14 protein-coding genes are annotated in these 16,547 nt (G+C 71.9%); 12 read left to right on the top strand and 2 right to left on the bottom strand.

Annotated features, from left to right (window positions below; all coding sequences use genetic code 11):
- Nucleotides 1-51: 51 nt before the first annotated feature.
- The 11 genes from dnaE (at nucleotide 52) to ACN26Y_RS26030 (ending at nucleotide 13,299) form a co-directional block, all read left to right on the top strand.
- Complete coding sequence (gene dnaE, locus ACN26Y_RS26080; RefSeq protein WP_155332796.1) at nucleotides 52-3,585, top strand: DNA polymerase III subunit alpha; 3,534 nt, start codon at nucleotides 52-54, stop codon at nucleotides 3,583-3,585.
- 61 nt (nucleotides 3,586-3,646) lie between these two features.
- A complete protein-coding gene (locus tag ACN26Y_RS26075; RefSeq protein WP_422733669.1) occupies nucleotides 3,647-4,198 on the top strand; it encodes a hypothetical protein in 552 nt (183 codons plus the stop codon).
- Between the two features lie 69 nt (nucleotides 4,199-4,267).
- Nucleotides 4,268-5,305 (top strand): aminotransferase class V-fold PLP-dependent enzyme, encoded by a 1,038-nt coding sequence (locus ACN26Y_RS26070; RefSeq protein WP_422733668.1) that lies wholly within the window; start codon nucleotides 4,268-4,270, stop codon nucleotides 5,303-5,305.
- A 354-nt stretch (nucleotides 5,306-5,659) separates the two neighbouring features.
- A complete protein-coding gene (locus ACN26Y_RS26065; protein WP_155332793.1) occupies nucleotides 5,660-6,421 on the top strand; it encodes an ABC transporter ATP-binding protein in 762 nt (253 codons plus the stop codon).
- On the top strand, nucleotides 6,408-7,100 hold the full coding sequence (locus ACN26Y_RS26060; RefSeq protein ID WP_422733667.1) for an ABC transporter ATP-binding protein: 693 nt from the start codon (nucleotides 6,408-6,410) through the stop codon (nucleotides 7,098-7,100). The genes ACN26Y_RS26065 and ACN26Y_RS26060 overlap by 14 nt, the downstream gene beginning before the upstream one ends.
- Before the next feature lie 45 nt (nucleotides 7,101-7,145).
- Nucleotides 7,146-8,405, top strand: coding sequence for an ABC transporter substrate-binding protein (locus tag ACN26Y_RS26055; protein WP_155332791.1), 1,260 nt, complete (start codon nucleotides 7,146-7,148; stop codon nucleotides 8,403-8,405).
- Nucleotides 8,402-9,283 (top strand): branched-chain amino acid ABC transporter permease, encoded by an 882-nt coding sequence (locus ACN26Y_RS26050; protein ID WP_155332790.1) that lies wholly within the window; start codon nucleotides 8,402-8,404, stop codon nucleotides 9,281-9,283. The genes ACN26Y_RS26055 and ACN26Y_RS26050 overlap by 4 nt, the downstream gene beginning before the upstream one ends.
- A complete protein-coding gene (locus ACN26Y_RS26045; protein ID WP_155332789.1) occupies nucleotides 9,280-10,296 on the top strand; it encodes a branched-chain amino acid ABC transporter permease in 1,017 nt (338 codons plus the stop codon). Before ACN26Y_RS26050 ends, ACN26Y_RS26045 begins: the two co-directional genes overlap by 4 nt.
- Nucleotides 10,297-10,374: 78 nt before the next feature.
- Entirely contained in the window at nucleotides 10,375-11,007 is a 633-nt protein-coding gene (locus ACN26Y_RS26040; protein ID WP_230688779.1) for a transcriptional regulator, read from the top strand.
- A gap of 109 nt (nucleotides 11,008-11,116) precedes the next feature.
- Nucleotides 11,117-12,679: an MFS transporter gene (locus tag ACN26Y_RS26035; RefSeq protein WP_155332788.1), complete on the top strand. Its 1,563-nt coding sequence runs from the start codon at nucleotides 11,117-11,119 to the stop codon at nucleotides 12,677-12,679.
- 11 nt (nucleotides 12,680-12,690) lie between these two features.
- Nucleotides 12,691-13,299 (top strand): TetR/AcrR family transcriptional regulator, encoded by a 609-nt coding sequence (locus ACN26Y_RS26030; RefSeq protein ID WP_155332787.1) that lies wholly within the window; start codon nucleotides 12,691-12,693, stop codon nucleotides 13,297-13,299.
- Between the two features lie 18 nt (nucleotides 13,300-13,317).
- Here the strand turns inward: ACN26Y_RS26030 and ACN26Y_RS26025 are convergent, their stop codons facing one another.
- Nucleotides 13,318-15,237, bottom strand: coding sequence for a helix-turn-helix domain-containing protein (locus ACN26Y_RS26025; protein WP_155332786.1), 1,920 nt, complete (start codon nucleotides 15,235-15,237; stop codon nucleotides 13,318-13,320).
- Nucleotides 15,238-15,251: 14 nt separating this feature from the next.
- Entirely contained in the window at nucleotides 15,252-16,034 is a 783-nt protein-coding gene (locus ACN26Y_RS26020) for a 3-hydroxybutyrate dehydrogenase (RefSeq protein WP_155332785.1), read from the bottom strand.
- Between the two features lie 225 nt (nucleotides 16,035-16,259).
- Between ACN26Y_RS26020 and ACN26Y_RS26015 the strand changes: the two genes are divergently transcribed.
- Nucleotides 16,260-16,544 (top strand): DUF1905 domain-containing protein, encoded by a 285-nt coding sequence (locus ACN26Y_RS26015; RefSeq protein ID WP_196255692.1) that lies wholly within the window; start codon nucleotides 16,260-16,262, stop codon nucleotides 16,542-16,544.
- Nucleotides 16,545-16,547: the final 3 nt, after the last annotated feature.

The raw sequence follows: 16,547 nt of genomic DNA, 5'->3' as shown, positions 1-16,547 counted from the left end.
AGGTCGGTCGACTCCGACACCGCTTGATCCACAACCCGGGGGGCGCCACGCATGGGCGATTCGTTCGCGCATCTGCACGTGCACACGGAGTACTCGATGCTCGACGGTGCCGCCCGGCTCAAGGACCTCTTCGCCGAGGTCAGCCGCCAGGGGATGCCGGCGGTCGCGATGACCGACCACGGCAACATGCACGGCGCGAACGACTTCTACAAGCAGGCCATGGCCGCCGGCGTGAAGCCGATCCTGGGCATCGAGGCGTACGTGGCGCCGGAGTCGCGGTTCCACAAGCAGCGGGTGCGGTGGGGCCGCCCGGAGCAGAAGAGCGACGACGTCTCCGGCAGCGGCGGCTACACGCACATGACGATCTGGGCGCGGAACAAGGCCGGCCTGCACAACCTGTTCAAGCTCACCAGCCGGTCGTACACCGAGGGTTTCTTCGTCAAGTGGCCGCGGATGGACGCGGAACTGCTCGCCGAGCACGCCGACGGCCTGATGGCGACCACCGGCTGCCCCTCGGGTGAGGTGCAGACCCGGTTGCGGCTGGGCCAGTACGACGAGGCGTTGAAGGCCGCGGCCAGGTACCAGGAGATCTTCGGGAAGGACAACTACTTCCTGGAGATCATGGACCACGGCATCAGCATCGAGCGCCGGGTGCGCCAGGAGCTGATGGAGATCTCCCGCAAACTGGACATCCCGCCGGTGGTCACGAACGACTCGCACTACACGCACGAGTCGCAGGCCGAGGCGCACGACGTGCTGCTCTGCGTGCAGACCGCGGCGAACGTCGCCGACCCGAACCGGTTCCGGTTCGACGGCAGCGGCTACTACATCAAGTCCGCCGAGGAGATGCGCGGCGTCGACACGTCCGACCTCTGGCTGGAGGGCTGCCGCAACACCCTGCTGGTCGCCGAGAAGGTCGACCCGGCCGGCATGTTCGAGTTCCACAACCTCATGCCGCGTTTCCCCGTGCCCGACGGGGAGACCGAGGAGTCCTGGTTCCGCAAGGAGACGTTCGCCGGCCTGGCCCGCCGCTACCCGCAGGGCATCCCGGAGGGGCACGTCAAGCAGGCCGAGTACGAGTTGGGCGTCATCATCCAGATGGGCTTCCCGTCGTACTTCCTCGTGGTCGCCGACTTCATCCAGTGGGCCAAGAGCCAGGGCATCGCCGTCGGTCCGGGCCGTGGCTCGGCCGCCGGCTCGCTCGTCGCTTACGCCCTCGGCATCACCGACCTGGACCCGATCCCGCACGGCCTGATCTTCGAGCGGTTCCTCAACCCCGAGCGGGTCTCGATGCCGGATGTCGACATCGACTTCGACGACCGGCGTCGCGGCGAGGTCATCCAGTACGTCACCGAGAAGTACGGCGAGGACAAGGTCGCGCAGATCGCCACCTTCGGCACGATCAAGGCGAAGGCCGCGATCAAGGACTCGGCGCGGGTGCTCGGCTATCCCTACGCGGTGGGTGACCGGATCACCAAGGCGATGCCGCCGGCCGTCATGGGCAAGGACATCCCGCTGACCGGCATCTTCGACGCGAAGCACCCCCGCTACGCGGAGGCCGGCGAGATCCGCGGGCTGTACGAGTCGGACCCGGACGTCAAGAAGGTCATCGACACCGCGCGCGGCATCGAGGGGCTGATCCGGCAGACCGGTGTGCACGCCGCCGGCGTCATCATGTCCGCCGAGCCGATCATCGAGCACATCCCGCTGATGCGGCGGGACGCCGACGGGACGATCATCACGCAGTTCGACTACCCGACCTGCGAGTCGCTCGGGCTGCTGAAGATGGACTTCCTCGGCCTTCGCAACCTGACCATCATCGACGACGCGGTCAGGAACATCGAGCTCAACCACGGCACCAAGCTCGACCTGCTGGCCCTGCCGCTGGACGACAAGCCCGCCTACGACCTGCTGGCCCGCGGCGACACGCTGGGCGTGTTCCAACTCGACGGTGGGCCGATGCGCTCGCTGCTACGGCTGATGAAGCCGGACAACTTCGAGGACATCTCGGCCGTGCTGGCGCTGTACCGGCCCGGTCCGATGGGCGTCGACTCGCACACCAACTACGCGCTGCGCAAGAACGGGCTCCAGGAGATCACCCCGATCCACCCGGAGCTGGAGGAGCCGCTGCGGGAGATCCTGGCCCCCACCTACGGCCTGATCGTCTACCAGGAGCAGGTGCAGCGCGCCGCGCAGATCCTCGCCGGCTACAGCCTCGGCCAGGCCGACCTGCTGCGCCGGGCGATGGGCAAGAAGAAGAAGGAGATCCTGGACAAGGAGTTCATCCCGTTCCGGGACGGCTGCCGCGAGCGCGGCTACTCCGACCAGGCGATCCAGGCGGTGTGGGACGTCCTGGTGCCGTTCGCCGGCTACGCCTTCAACAAGGCGCACTCCGCGGCGTACGGGCTGGTGTCGTACTGGACCGCGTACCTGAAGGCGCACTACCCGGCCGAGTACATGGCGGCGCTGCTCACGTCCGTCGGCGACGACAAGGACAAGATGGCGCTGTACCTGTCGGAGTGCCGCCGGATGGGCATTCAGGTCCTGCCGCCCGACGTCAACGACTCGGCCGGGCCGTTCACCCCGGTCGGCCGGGACATCCGCTTCGGCCTCGCCGCGATCCGCAACGTCGGCGCCAACGTGGTGAGCGCGATCATGCGTTGCCGTGACGAGAAGGGCGCGTACGCCGACTTCTACGACTTCCTGTCCAAGGTGGACGCGGTGGTCTGCAACAAGAAGACCATCGAATCGCTGATCAAGGCGGGCGCGTTCGACTCGCTGCGGCACCCGCGCAAGGGGTTGCTCGCCGTGCACGCCGATGCCATCGACGCGTACGCCGACGTGAAGCGCAAGGAGGCGGTCGGCCAGTACGACCTGTTCGGCGCCGGTTTCGGCGACACGGACGCCCCCGCCAGCACCACGGTGATGCCGACCATCGCCGAGGGGGAGTGGGACAAGCGGGACAAGCTCGCCTTCGAACGCGAGATGCTCGGCCTGTACGTCTCCGACCATCCGCTGTTCGGCCTGGAGCACGTGCTCGGCGCGGCGGCGGACTGCACGATCGCCGCGCTCTCCGAGGAGGGCACCGTCCCGGACGGCGCGGTGGTGACCCTCGCCGGAATCCTCTCCGGTGTGCAGCGCCGGGTCACCAAGCAGGGCCGCGCGTGGGCGTCGGCCACGCTGGAGGATCTCGCCGGCGGCGTGGAGACGCTGTTCTTCCCCAACACCTACGAGGTGATCGGGCAGTACATCGCCGAGGACGCGATCGTGGTGGTCAAGGGGCGGGTCGACCGCCGCGACGACGTACCGCGGATCATGGCGATGGACATGTCGATGCCGGACATCAGCAGCAACCCGGCCAACAAGCCGGTGACGCTCACCATCCCGGTGCACCGGTGCACGCCGCCACTGGTGGAACGCCTCAAGGAGACGCTCGTGCTGCACCCCGGCGACACCGAGGTGCACGTCAAGCTGCTCAACGGCGGCAAGGTGACCACGCTGCGGCTCGGCCCGTTCCGGGTGGCGGCCACCACCGCGCTGATGGGTGACCTGAAGAGCGTCCTCGGCCCGGCCAACGTCAGCTGACGGCGGCCGGCCCCCAGCTCGGCTATCATTCGACGCAGATCGATAGGCCGGGGAGGGCGAGATGGCTGCTCGTCGAGCCCGGGGCGCCCGGCCCGCCGCGGGCGGGTCGTCGGCGCGCGGGTGGGGCCGGCTCTCCGACGGGGTGGTGCAGGCCCTCATCGGAGCCGCCGCGGTGGTGCTGGCCGCCGTGATCGCCGGCGGGGTGGCACTCCACACGGCCCGGCAGCAGCCGCCGAGCGGGTCGGAGGAGGCATCACCCAGCGCCAGCACCCCGCCCGGTCCGTCCGTTCCGGCCGGCGGGCCTGGGTCCGGCGGTCCTGACCCGGCAGCGACGCCCACACCGTCGGGCTCACGCATCCCGACCAACCTGGTTCTGGAACCCACCAGCGTCCGGGTCGGCGACACGGTGACGGTCACCGGCGCCGGCTTTCCCGCCGTGACGGAGGTGACCGTCAGCCAGGGCTTCGACCTGACCAGCAACGTGGTCACCCGAGCGGACGGGTCCTTCGTCATGACGTTCGTCGTCACACCGGGGATGTGCTGCGGCCCGAAGATCGTGTTCGCCATGGCCGGCAGCAGTCGCGCCCTGCAGAACGTGCGGATCGAGAGGTGACGCCGGCGCGGGCCAGCAGCGCGTGATTGGTCCTCCTCGGGCCGGCACCGCCCGGTTAGCGTCGGTGAGGTGGAGATCGAGAAGGCGCAGCAGCTCTGGCAGCCCCAGCCCGGCTGGTTGAACACGGCCACCTACGGATTGCCGCCGGACCCGGCGTGGGAGGCGTTGCAGGAGGCGCTGGCCGGCTGGCGCGTCGGGCGCATGGCGTGGGAGAGCTGGGACATCGCCACGTCACGGACCCGCGCCGCGTTCGCCCGGCTGGTCGGGGCGGCCGTCGCGGACGTGACGGTCGGCAGCACCGCGTCGCAGCTGGTAGCGCCCGTGGCGGCGGCGCTGCCGGCGGGCGCGACCGTGCTGGTCCCCGAGGTCGAGTTCACCTCCAACCTCTTCCCCTGGCTGGTGCAGGAGCAGCGCGGGGTCCGCGTCCGCACGGTCCCGCTGGCCGATCTCGTCGACGCGATCGACGCCGACACCGACCTGGTCGCGTTCAGCCTGGTGCAGTCGTCCGACGGGACGGTGGCCCCGTACGAGGAGATCGTGGCCGCCGCCCGCGCGCACGGCGCCCTCGTGGCGGTCGACGCCACCCAGGCCTGCGGCTGGCTCCCGTTCGACGCCTCCCGGGCCGACGCGGTGGTGGTCGCCGCGTACAAGTGGCTGATGGCCCCGCGCGGCGTGGCCCTGGCGTACTACGCGCCGGAGCTGCGCGACCGGATGCGCCCCGACGCCGCCTGCTGGTACGCCGGTGCCGACCCGCACGCCGCCTACTACGGGCCGCCGCTGCGGCTGGCCGACGACGCTCGGCGTTTCGACATCTCCCCGGCCTGGTTCAGCTGGGTCGGCGCCGCCCCGGCCCTGGAGCTGCTGGCGGAGATCGGGCTGCCGGCGGTGCACGCCCACGACGTGGCGCTGGCCAACCGGTTCCTCGCCGGCCTGGGCCGGCCGCCCGGCGACAGCGCGATCGTCACCGTGGAGGTGCCGGGCGCGCAGGAGAAGCTGGAACGGGCCGGCGTGCGGGCGGCGGTCCGGGCCGGCCGGGTCCGGGCGTCCTTCCACCTGTACTCCACGACGGACGACGTCGACCTGGCCCTCGACGCCCTCGCGGGGTGACCACCCCGGCCGCCACGTAGCGTCCACGGCCGCCGGCACGCCCGGCGCGCTGCGTCCACGCGCCGCGGGCACGTCGTGCACGCTGCGTCCACGCGCCGCGGGCACGTCGTGACGGGTTGCCGGCGTGGGATGTGGGCGGCCCACGCCGGCACGGCCGGGAGCGCACACAGTCACCGTCCTCGATGACCCGGCCGGCGGTCGAGGTGGCTGTCGGGCCCGGTTCCGGGCCGGGGATTATGTGGGCCGTCAACATGGCTGCGTTCGGCGGCCCGGCCGTAGGTTTCCTGCACGCGACGGCCCTGTGACCACGGTCACCGAACCGGACGTCGCGCCAGAACTGCGGAGGATGTGGCGATGGCCGGGCAAGCGCTCCTGTCGGCTCGCGGGCTGACCCGCGACTTCCGGGGTTTCCGGGCGGTCGACGGTGTCGACCTCGACGTGGCACCGGACAGCGTGCACGCGCTGGTCGGCCCGAACGGCGCCGGTAAGACGACCCTGTTCAACCTGCTCACCGGGTTCCTCGCGCCCAGCGGCGGGCGGATCGAGCTGGACGGCCGGGACATCACCGGGCTGGCCCCGGAGCAGGTCGCCCGCCTCGGCGTGGCGCGCTCGTTCCAGATCACCAGCCTCTTCCCGCAGCTGTCCGCACGCGAGCACGTCGAGCTGGCGTTGCAGAGCCGGAGCGGGCTGGGCTGGCGGTTCTGGCGATCGGCGAAGCTCATGCGGCGCTACACCGACCGGGCCGCCGAACTACTGGACATGGTCGGGCTCGCCGACCTGGCCGAGGCGCCCGCCGAGGCCCTGGCGTACGGGCGCAAGCGGGCGCTGGAGCTCGCGATCGCCCTCGCCCTCGACCCGAAGGTGCTGCTGCTGGACGAGCCGACCGCCGGCATGGGCCTGGAGGACGTCGATCGCACCGTCGACCTGATCGGCCGGGTCCGGCAGGGCCGGACCGTCGTCATGGTCGAGCACAACATGAGCGTCGTCGGGCGGCTGGCCGACACCGTCACCGTCCTTCAGGCCGGGAAGGTCCTGGTCGAGGGCCCGTACGAGCAGGTCCGCACCGACGAGCGCGTGATCACCGCCTACCTGGGAGCCGCTGATGCTGCGCATTGAGACCCTGTCCGCCTGGTACGGCGAGGCGCAGGTGCTGCGGGAGGTCGGCCTGGAGGTGCAGGCCGGCGAGGTGGTGACGCTGGTCGGCCGCAACGGCGCCGGCAAGTCCACGTTGCTGCGCTGCGTGATGGGCCTGCACGGCGGTCAACGGGGGACCGTCGAGCTGGACGGGAAGGACGTCGGCAGGCTGCCGGCGTACAAGCGGGCGCGGCTCGGGCTGGGCTGGGTGCCGGACGACCGGGGCAGCTACGCCACGCTGACGGTGACGGAGAACCTGACGCTGCCGCCGACGGTGGGGCCCGACCCGTGGTCGTTGGAGCGGGTGTACGAGGCGTTCCCGGCCCTGTACGAGCGGCGCGACTCGGCCGCCACCATGCTCTCCGGTGGCGAGCAGCAGATGCTGGCGCTGGCCCGGGTGCTGCGGATGGGCGCCCGGCTGCTGCTCTGCGACGAACCGACCGAGGGGCTCTCGCCGCTGCTCGTGCAGCAGGTCGGCGACCTCCTGCGCGAGGCCAAGAAGCACGGCGTGACCGTGCTGCTGGTCGAGCAGAACCTGCACTTCGCCACCGGCGTCGCCGACCGGCACTACCTGCTGGCCGAGGGGCGCATCGCGGAGGCGATGGACAACTCCGAGGTGCGGTCGCGGGAACGCGAACTGCTGTCGTACCTCGGCATCTGATTTCTCTACCGACGACCGACCCCGCGCGCCGCGCGGACGAAAGGGATGAGCATGCGTAGGACGGTGGGTGTGGCCGCCGCGTCGGCGGCCGCGATGATGGTGGTCGCCGGCTGCGGCGGCGGTGGTCCCCAGTCGGGCGGCGACGAGAAGCTGACCGGGGGCAAGATCGTGCTGGGCGTGCTCAACGACCAGTCCGGCGCGTACTCGGAGCTGTCCGGCAAGAACTCGGTCAAGGCCGTGGAGATGGCCATCGCCGACTTCAAGGCCAAGCACGGCGACAAGGCGGTCGCGAAGGACATCACCGTGGAGACCGCCGACCACCAGAACAAGCCGGACGTGGCCAACAGCAAGGCCCAGGAGATGTACGACCGGCAGGGCGCCGACATCATCCTCGACGTGCCCACCTCGTCGGCGGCGCTGCGGGTGGCCGACGTGGCCAAGGCGAAGAAGAAGCTCTACTTCAACATCGGCGCGGCGACCACCGACCTGACCGGCAAGAGCTGCAACAAGTACACGTTCCACTACGCGTACGACACGTACATGCTGGCCAACGGCACCGGGAAGACCACGACCGAGCAGGTCGGCAAGAACTGGTACATCCTCTACCCGAACTACGCCTTCGGCCAGGACATGGAGAAGAGCTTCTCCACGGCGATCACCGCCGCCGGCGGCAAGGTCGTCGGCAAGGACGGCGCGCCGTTTCCGAACACCAGCGGCGACTTCTCCACCTTCCTGCTCAAGGCGCCGACGCTGAACCCGAAGCCGGACGTGCTCGGCACCATGCAGGCCGGCGCGGAGCTGGTCAACGTGGTCAAGCAGTACAACGAGTTCAAGCTCCGGGACAAGGGCGTCGGGCTGGCCGTCGGGCTGATGTTCATCACCGACATCCACTCGCTCACCCCGGCGGCGCTGGCCGGCACCACGTACACCGACGCCTGGTACTGGAACTTCGACCAGCAGAACCGCGAGTTCGCCGACCGGTTCCAGAAGGAGACCGGCACCCGGCCGTCGTTCGCGCACGCGGCCAACTACTCCGCCGCCATGCAGTACCTGGAGGCCGTGCAGGCCGCCGGCACCGACGACGCCGACACGGTGGTCAAGGAGCTGGAGGGCAAGGAGGTCAACGACGTCTTCCTGCGCAACGGCAAGATCCGCGCCGAGGACCACCGGGTGATCCACGACGCGTACCTGGCCCAGGTGAAGCCGCAGTCCGAGGTCACCGAGCCGTGGGACTACGTGAAGATCCTGAAGACCATCCCGGCCGCGGAGGCGTTCCGCACCCCGTCCCCGGACTGCAAGCTGTGACCGGTTTTCTCCAGAACGCGTTCAACGGGTTGGTGAGCGGGGCGTTCTACGCCCTGCTCGCCCTCGGGCTCGCGGTCATCTTCGGCATGCTCCGGGTGGTCAACTTCGCCCACGGCGCGTTCTACATGCTCGGCGCGTTCGGCGCTTACGTGCTGCTGAGCGAGGCGGGCGTGCCGTTCTGGGCGGCGCTGGTGATCATGCCGCTGGGGCTCGCGCTGCTCGGCATGGCCCTCGAACGGGCCTTCATCCACCGGCTCACCCGGCTCGACCCGCTCTACAACTTCCTGCTCACCTTCGGCCTCACGCTGATCCTCCAGGACCTGGTGAAGCTCCGGTACGGCGTGCAGTCCAGCCCGTACGAGACCCCGTCCGCGTTGAGCGGGTCGGTCGACTTCGGGCTCTTCGACTTCCCGACGTACCGGGTGTTCATCCTCGGGTTCGCCGTGGCGGTCTGCGTCGGCGTGTGGTGGGCGCTGACCCGTACCCGGGTCGGCATGGTGGTCCGCGCGTCGACCGAGCGGCCGGAGCTGACCCGCGCGTTCGGCATCAACGTCGGGCGCTGGGTCACCCCGGTGTTCGGCTTCGGGATCGGGCTCGCCGGGCTGGCCGGCGTGCTGGCCGCGCCGATGCGGGCGGTCAACCCGCTGATGGGCGCGGACCTCATCATCGTGGTCTTCGCCGTGGTGGTGATCGGTGGGCTGGGCTCGATCTTCGGCTCGGTCGCCGCCGGCTTCGGCATCGGCCTGGTGCAGGCGTGGGGTGAGGCGTACCTGTCCGCCTTCCCGATCGTGTCCCAGACGATCGTCTTCATCGTGATGGCCGCCGTGCTGCTCTGGCGTCCGGCCGGGCTGTTCGGCCGTGAGGAGGCACCGGCATGACGAGCACCGTGGACACCAAGGCGGACGCCTCCCGTCCGGCCGTACCGTCCGGGCTGGTCACCGTCGCCCGCGCTCCCGGCTGGGTCCGGTACGCGCTGCTCGCGGTGGCCCTGGTGGTAGCGCTCTGGCTGCCCAACGGTCTCTACCCGGCGGTCGCGGTGGACATCCTCTGCTGGGCGCTGTTCGCCGTCGCGGTGGACCTGCTGCTCGGCTTCACCGGGCTGATGTCCTTCGGGCACGCCGCGTTCTGGGGGGCGTCGGCGTACGTGACCGGCCTGGTGGCGATCCACGCCGGCCTGCCGTTCCCGGTGGCCGTGCTCGCCGGGGCGCTCGCCGCCGCGGTCCTCGCCGTGCCGATCGGGTACCTGGCGGTCAAGCGCACCGGCATCTACTTCGCCATGGTCACCCTGGCGTTCGCCCAGATGGTCTACTACGTCGCCAACGAGTGGCGTTCGGTGACCCAGGGCGAGAACGGCCTGCAGGGCGTGCCGCGGGAACTGTTCGGGCTGGACCTGTCCGACGACTACTACTTCTACTACGCGATCCTGCCGATCGTGCTGCTCGGCCTGGCGGGCGCCTGGCGGGTCGTGCACTCGCCGTTCGGTCGGGTGCTGGTCGGCATCCGGGACAACCCGGCCCGGGCCCGCGCGCTCGGCTATCCGGTGCACCGCTACAAGCTGACCGTGTTCGTGCTCTCCGGCTTCATCGCCGGCCTCGGCGGCGGCCTGTTCGCCGTCGGCCACCGCTTCGTGTCGCTGGAGGTCCTGCATTGGACTACCTCCGGCAAGGCGGTGATCGTGGTGGTGCTCGGCGGCATCGGCACCCTCTGGGGCGGTGTGCTCGGGGCGGGCATCGTGGTCCGCCTGGAGGACTGGCTGTCGTTCTCCGGGTTCGAGGCGATCGGGCTGGTGACCGGCGGCATCTTCGTCCTCGTCGTGCTGCTGTTCCGGCGCGGCATCTGGGGCACCGCGTCGGCGCTGGCCCTGCGCTGGTGGACATCCCGCCGCAAGTGAATCCCGCGTAGGGCGCATCCGGACCGCGCCCTCCCGACGAACCCCCGGGTAGCAACCGTCTACCCGGGGGTATGTCTGGTGTTGACCGCTCCGATGCCGGCCGAGGCGGTGGAGATCGCACGCAAGCGCCTCGCGTCTGCCGCCGAGGACCTGGCGGGCAACCGCGTCGCCGCGCTCGTCACCGACCTGGCGCAGGAGTGGGGTGTCGCGGCGCTGTGGGAGCAGGTCTGCGTGCCGATGCTCGCCGCGCTTCCCGGCCACACCGGCGGCGAGATCGCCGTCGAACACGCCCTGTCCGAGGGGGTACGGGTCGGCCTCGACGTGTTCCGCCGCGACCGTGTCCGGCCGCTCTCCGCCGGCGGCGTGCTGCTGGCCGGCGCCGAGCAGGAGGCCCACTGCCTGGGCCTGCACGCGCTCGCCGCCGCCCTGCGGGAACGGGACCACGGCCCGCTGCTGCTCGGCGCGGCCCTGCCCTGGTCCGCTCTCTCTGGCGCCGTGCGCCGGGCCCGCCCGCGCACCGTCGTGGTCTGGTCGCAGACGCCGGTCACCGGCCGCGCGTACCGGCTGGTGCGCTTCGCCCGGGACTTTCCCTCGGTGGCGGTGTACGGCGCCGGACCCGGCTGGATCGAGCCGCGCACCGCCCCGGCGACCCGCCTCGGCTCCCTCCCCGCCGCGGTCGCCGCCTGTCTCGCGACGGGCGCGCGTCGGTGACCGCCGTCACAATAGAAACGGACCGGTTCCGTATCGTTAATCCGGCGCCTAGGCTGAGCCCAGTTACGAGTCTGACCCGTATCGAAAACGGGAGCCGGGGGAGCCGCAGATGCCACCACACGAGAACACCGGACACCCGAGGAGGTGGGCGATCCTCGGCGTGCTGGTGATCAGCCTGCTCGTGGTCGTCCTCGACAACACCATCCTGAACGTCGCACTGCGTACGCTCGCCGACCCGGTGCACGGGCTCGGCGCCACCCAGGGCGAGCTGGAATGGTCGATCAACTCCTACACGCTCGTCTTCGCCGGGCTGCTCTTCACCTTCGGCGTGCTCGGCGACCGCGCCGGCCGGCGGCGCTTCCTGCTGATCGGGCTGGTGCTCTTCGGGCTCGCGTCGCTGCTGTCGGCGTACGCGCAGAGCCCGGCCCAGCTGATCGCGGCCCGCGCCCTGATGGGGGTCGGCGGCGCGGCCATCATGCCGGTGACCCTCTCGATCATCTCCAACGTCTTCGACCCCCGGGAGCGGGGCCGGGCCATCGGCGTGTGGGCCGGGGCGGTCGGCCTGGCGGTGGCGATCGGGCCGGTCCTCGGCGGCGCGCTGCTGGAGCACTACTGGTGGGGTTCGGTCTTCCTGATCAACGTGCCCGTGGTGGCGCTCGGCGTGGTCCTGGTGGCGCTGCTGGTGCCCGAGTCCCGGGACCCGAGACCGGGGCGCGTCGACGTGCTCGGCGTGCTGCTCTCGGTGGTCGGCCTGGTCGCCCTGACCTACGGCATCATCGACGGCGGTGAGCACGGCTTCGACCGCCCGCTGGTCTGGACCGCCATCCTCGCCGGCCTGGCGGTGCTGGCCTGGTTCGTCGCGTACGAGCGGCGCAGTGACCACCCCTCGCTGGACGTCCGCCTGTTCCGCGTGCCGCGCTTCGCCGCGCCGGTCGCGGTGGTCGGGCTGGTCTTCTTCGCCGCGATGGGCGTCATGTTCTTCAGTTCCTTCTACCTGCAGCTGGTCCGCGGCTACAGCCCGCTGGAGACCGGCCTGCTCTTCCTGCCCTTCGCGGCGGCCCAGCTGTTCTTCGCCCCGCGCAGCGCGGCGATGGTCCACCGCTACGGTGGCAAGGCCGTCTCGGCGGTGGGGCTGGCGCTGACCGTGCTGGCGCTGGGTGCCTTCGCGTTCGTCGACGAGACCACCCCGATCTGGGTGGTGCTGGTCTTCTTCTTCCTCCAGGGCACCGGAATGGCGAACATCATGCCGCCGGCCACCGAGTCGATCATGTCGGCGCTGCCTCGGGAGAAGGCCGGAGTCGGCTCCGCCGTGAGCAACACCGTCCGCCAGGTGGCGGGCGCGCTCGGCGTGGCGGTGCTCGGTTCGGTCCTCTCCGCGGCCTACCGGGCCGACGTCGCCACCGCCCTCGGGGACCTTCCCGACGGTGCGCGGGACGCGGCCGGTGAGTCGATCTCCGGGGCGTACGCCGCGGCCGGCCAGCTCGGTCCGGCGGCGCCGCAGCTGATCGCGGTGGCCAACGACGCCTTCGTCTCGGCCATGCACTGGGCGGCGGCGCTCGCCGCGGTGGTCGCCGCGGTCGGCATCCTGGTGGTGCTGCGCTGGATGCCCGGCCGCACGGAGACGCCCGCGGTGCTGCCGGCCGGCGAACCCGAGTTGGCCGGGGCGGCCTAGGTTCGGGGAGAATGTCCGCCATGACCTCCACCGCCGATGCTCCGCGGTCGCCCGGGCGACCGCGGAGCGTCCGCGCGGACGAGGCGATCATCGACGCCACGCTGGACCTGCTCGCCGAAGGCAACACGATCGAGGCGATCTCCGTCGAGGCCATCGCGGCCCGGGCCGGGGTCGGCAAGGCCACGATCTATCGCCGCTGGCCGGGCAAGGAGGCGCTGCTGCGCGACGCGCTGCGGACGCTCAAGGGCGGTCAGCCCGAGCTCTCCGGCCGTTCGGTCCGCGAGGACCTGATACTGCTGCTCGGCGCGGTCGGGCACAACGTCGACCCCCGAGCCGCGCGGATCATGCCCTGCCTGGTTCCCGCGGTGAACCGGAGCCCGGAGCAGTACGAGCTCTACCAGAACATCATCGAGCCGCGCCGGGCGCTGATGCGGGAGGTGCTGCGCCGCGGAACGCACACCGGGGAGCTGCGCGCCGACCTCGACATCGAGGTCACCCTGGCGATGCTCACCGGGCCGATGCTGGTCCAGCGGTTGTTGCGCTGGCACCCGGACCTCGACGAGGCGACCCTGCCGGAAAAGGTCGTCGACGGTGTCCTGGAGGGCATCCGCGCCCGCTGACCGGCGCGGCCGCCGTCGTCAGCCGGCCGGGTGGCGCAGGCGGTGCAGCCGCAGCGCGAGCTGGACCTCCAGGGCGCGCTCCGGCCGCTGCCAGTCCGCGCCGAGCAGCTGGCCCACCCGCTCCAGGCGCTGGGTGACGGTGTTGACGTGCACGTGCAGCTGCTCGGCCGCCCGGGCCAGGCTGCCGCCCACCCCGAAGTACGCCTCCAGCGTCTTGACCAGCGCGGTGCCCCGGCGGGCGTCGTAGTCGACCACCGCACCCACCGTGGCGTCCAGGAACCGGGCCACGTCCTTGTCACCGCCGTCGCCGACCGCGCCCAGCAGCAGCCCGACGAAGCCCAGCTCCTCGGTGCTGGCGCCCTGCCCGGCCCGGCCGAGCGCACCCAGGGCGGTCAGGCAGCGGGCGGCCTCCTGGAAACTGCCGGCCAGCGAGGCCGGGCCGGTGGACGGGCCGCTCGCCCCGGCGGTCACCGGCCGCCCGGTCACCCGGGACAGGTCGCGCGCCACCGCGCGGGCGGCGCCGCCCGCGTCCTTGCCGGGCAGCATCAGCACCACCCGCCCGTCGCGCGCCGCCGCCAGACCACCCCGGGTGGACGCGTACGTGGTGGCCCAGGAGAGCACCCGCTGCCGGGCCGAGCCGGTCGCGGCGATCGCGTCGTCGCCGACCGCCACCAGCACGTGCGGGGCGTCCAGGTCCACGCCGAGGCGGCGCGCCCGGCTGCGCAGGGCGTCGGTGTCCCGCAGCGGGCGGGCGATCAGGTCGTCGAGCAGCTCGCCCCGGACCCGTCCCTCCGCCTCGGCGACCGTCCGCCGGAACAGCAGCAGCAGCGCGGTCACCAGGGACGCCCGCTCCAGGATCCGCTGGTCGGCGTCGACCAGCTCGCCGTCCGGACGTAGCACCAGCGCGCCCAGGTTCTCCGCGCCGGCGACCACCGCCGCGTACCAGAGGGGACCACGTCGGACGCTGCGCCCCTCCGTACGCGACGCCGCCACCGCCTCCACCATGTCGGCCCGGTCCGGCTCTTCGATCTCACCCACCCGGGCAAGCAGCCGGCCCTCGGCGTCCAGCGCGAGCAGGGCGCCGCCGAGGACCTCCGTGACGGCGGCGGCCACGTCCTCGACGCCGCCGCCGCGCAGCACGAGGGCGGTCATCCGGTCGTGCGCGGCCGCCGCCCGCTCCACCGAGGTGCTGTGTGCGCGGATGGTGGTGTTGGCCGCCGAGAGCTCCTCCAGCGCGGAGCGGGTCTCGGCGAGCAGCCGGGCCGTGTCGATCGCGACCGCGGCGTGCGCGGCGAGGGAGACCAGGAGCGCGACCTCCTCCCGGGCGAACGGCCGGGCCGAGCGGTTGGCCGCGTAGAGCACGCCGATCGAGGTCGATCCGAGCCGCAGCGGCACCCCGAGGATCGCCACCAGGCCCTCCTCGCCCACCCCGGCGTCGATCTCCCCGGTGTGGTGGAACCGCTCGTCCTCGGGGTAGTTCGCGGTGGCGTACGGGGTGCCGCTCTGGGCCACCAGCCCGCCCAGGCCGGCCCCCATCGGCAGCCGCAGCCGCTGGAACCGCGCCGAGATCGAGCCGTCGGTGACCCGCATGTACGTGTCGCCGTGCTCCTCGTCGTTGAGCGTCATGTACGCCACGTCGGTGCCGAGCAGGATCCGGGCCCGGTGCACGATCGCCCGCAGCACGTCGTCCAGGTCGCGCAGCCCCGCCAGGTCGCTGGCCGTGTCGTACAGGCCGGAGAGCTCAATCTCCCGGCGGCGCCGGCGCTCCAGCAGCGCGCGTACCCGCAGCGCCACCGTCTTCGCCTGCTCCAGCTCCGCCAGCCGGTCGGCGGGCAGGCCGGCGGCGCGCGCGGCGACCAGCGGGCCCTCGAACTCGACCGCGGCCGCCTCCCGCGCGAGCAGCTCCAGGAACTCCACCGGCGACGACATGAGCGACATTGTGCGCGAGGCCACTAGTTGGCCGTCCAGCCCCCGTCGAGGGCGATCGACGCGCCGGTGATGAAGGCCGCCGGTGGGGAGCACAGGTACGCGACCAGCTCGGCGACCTCCTCCGGCTCGATCAGCCGCTTGATCGCCGCCCGGGCCAGCATGATCCGCTCGACGACCTCGGCCTCCGGGATGCCGTGGGTGGCCGCCTGGTCGGCGATCTGGCTCTCCACCAGCGCCGTACGCACGTACGCGGGATTGATGCAGTTGGCGGTGACGCCGTGCGGGGCGCCCTCCAGCGCGACCACCTTCGACAGGCCCTCCAGGGCGTGCTTCGCCGACACGTACGCCGCCTTGTACGGCGAGGCGCGCAGCCCGTGCACGGAGGAGATGTTGACGACCCGGCCCCAGCCCTTGGCGTACATGTGCGGCAGCGCCCGCCGGATGATCAGGAACGGCGCCTCCACCATCACCCGGTGCAGGTACTCGAAGCGTTCGACGGAGAACTCCTGCACCGGCGCGACGTGCTGGAGGCCGGCGTTGTTCACGACGATGTCGATGTCGGCGTCGAGCCGCTCCACCGCCACCGGGTCGGCCAGGTCGATGCCCTCGGCGCGCCCGCCGGCCTCGGCGGCGACCGACTTGGCCGCCTCCACGTTGCGGTCCACCACCAGGACCTTGGCACCGGCCGCGCCGAGCCGAAGGGCACACGCCCGCCCGATGCCACTGCCGCCCCCGGTCACCAGGGCGGTACGACCTGCGAGGTCGACGTGTACGACGTGGGGGACCGCCACGGGTTCTGCCGTCATGGCGCAAGAAACTACGAGCTGTGTGGCCGGGCGCACATGGCGCGGCGACACATACTCGACCCGGACTGTGTGTGGTCGGGCGCGACATCCCGCGTGCTGGCCTGTCCACCACGCTGTCGTCGCGGCGGCACCCCGCCCCGGTCCATGATCGCTGCGCGTCCGGCCGGATGTCGCAGGGTGGTGGGAGGCTCGCCGCGTCGGTGTGCGGGGCGGCGGACGGGGGCGGTGGTGGAGCGAGTCGACGAGACCTTCGAGGCGACGCTGGTGCGGTGGTCGGGCGCCGGCGGGTGGGTGTTCGCCCCGGTGCCGTCGCGGCACGCGCCCGGCACGGCGGGGCCGTTCGGGCGGGTCCCGGTGACCGCCACCGTCGACGGCCGCACCTGGTCGACGAGCGTCTGGCGGGATCGGAAGGCCGGCTGGCTGCTCCCGGTGCCCGCCCGGATCCGGGCCGGCAAGGACGACGGCGACCCGGTGACGGTGACGATCGAGGTCGACCCGACCCGCCGCTGACGT

Origin of the sequence: Micromonospora sp. WMMD558, from assembly GCF_049315255.1 — a bacterium.
GTDB lineage: Bacteria > Actinomycetota > Actinomycetes > Mycobacteriales > Micromonosporaceae > Micromonospora.
The sequence above is the reverse complement of the archived record's forward strand: the minus strand, read 5'-3'. Positions and strand labels throughout refer to the sequence as shown.

Excerpts from the sequence above, each read along its gene's own strand:
- dnaE (WP_155332796.1), top strand. The coding sequence starts at position 52 with ATGGGCGATTCGTTCGCGCATCTGCACGTGCACACGGAGTACTCGATG.
- ACN26Y_RS26075 (WP_422733669.1), top strand. The coding sequence starts at position 3,647 with ATGGCTGCTCGTCGAGCCCGGGGCGCCCGGCCCGCCGCGGGCGGGTCG.
- ACN26Y_RS26065 (WP_155332793.1), top strand. The coding sequence starts at position 5,660 with ATGGCCGGGCAAGCGCTCCTGTCGGCTCGCGGGCTGACCCGCGACTTC.
- ACN26Y_RS26060 (WP_422733667.1), top strand. The coding sequence starts at position 6,408 with ATGCTGCGCATTGAGACCCTGTCCGCCTGGTACGGCGAGGCGCAGGTG.
- ACN26Y_RS26055 (WP_155332791.1), top strand. The coding sequence starts at position 7,146 with ATGAGCATGCGTAGGACGGTGGGTGTGGCCGCCGCGTCGGCGGCCGCG.
- ACN26Y_RS26045 (WP_155332789.1), top strand. The coding sequence starts at position 9,280 with ATGACGAGCACCGTGGACACCAAGGCGGACGCCTCCCGTCCGGCCGTA.
- ACN26Y_RS26035 (WP_155332788.1), top strand. The coding sequence starts at position 11,117 with ATGCCACCACACGAGAACACCGGACACCCGAGGAGGTGGGCGATCCTC.
- ACN26Y_RS26030 (WP_155332787.1), top strand. The coding sequence starts at position 12,691 with ATGTCCGCCATGACCTCCACCGCCGATGCTCCGCGGTCGCCCGGGCGA.
- ACN26Y_RS26025 (WP_155332786.1), bottom strand. The coding sequence starts at position 15,237 with ATGTCGCTCATGTCGTCGCCGGTGGAGTTCCTGGAGCTGCTCGCGCGG.
- ACN26Y_RS26020 (WP_155332785.1), bottom strand. The coding sequence starts at position 16,034 with ATGACGGCAGAACCCGTGGCGGTCCCCCACGTCGTACACGTCGACCTC.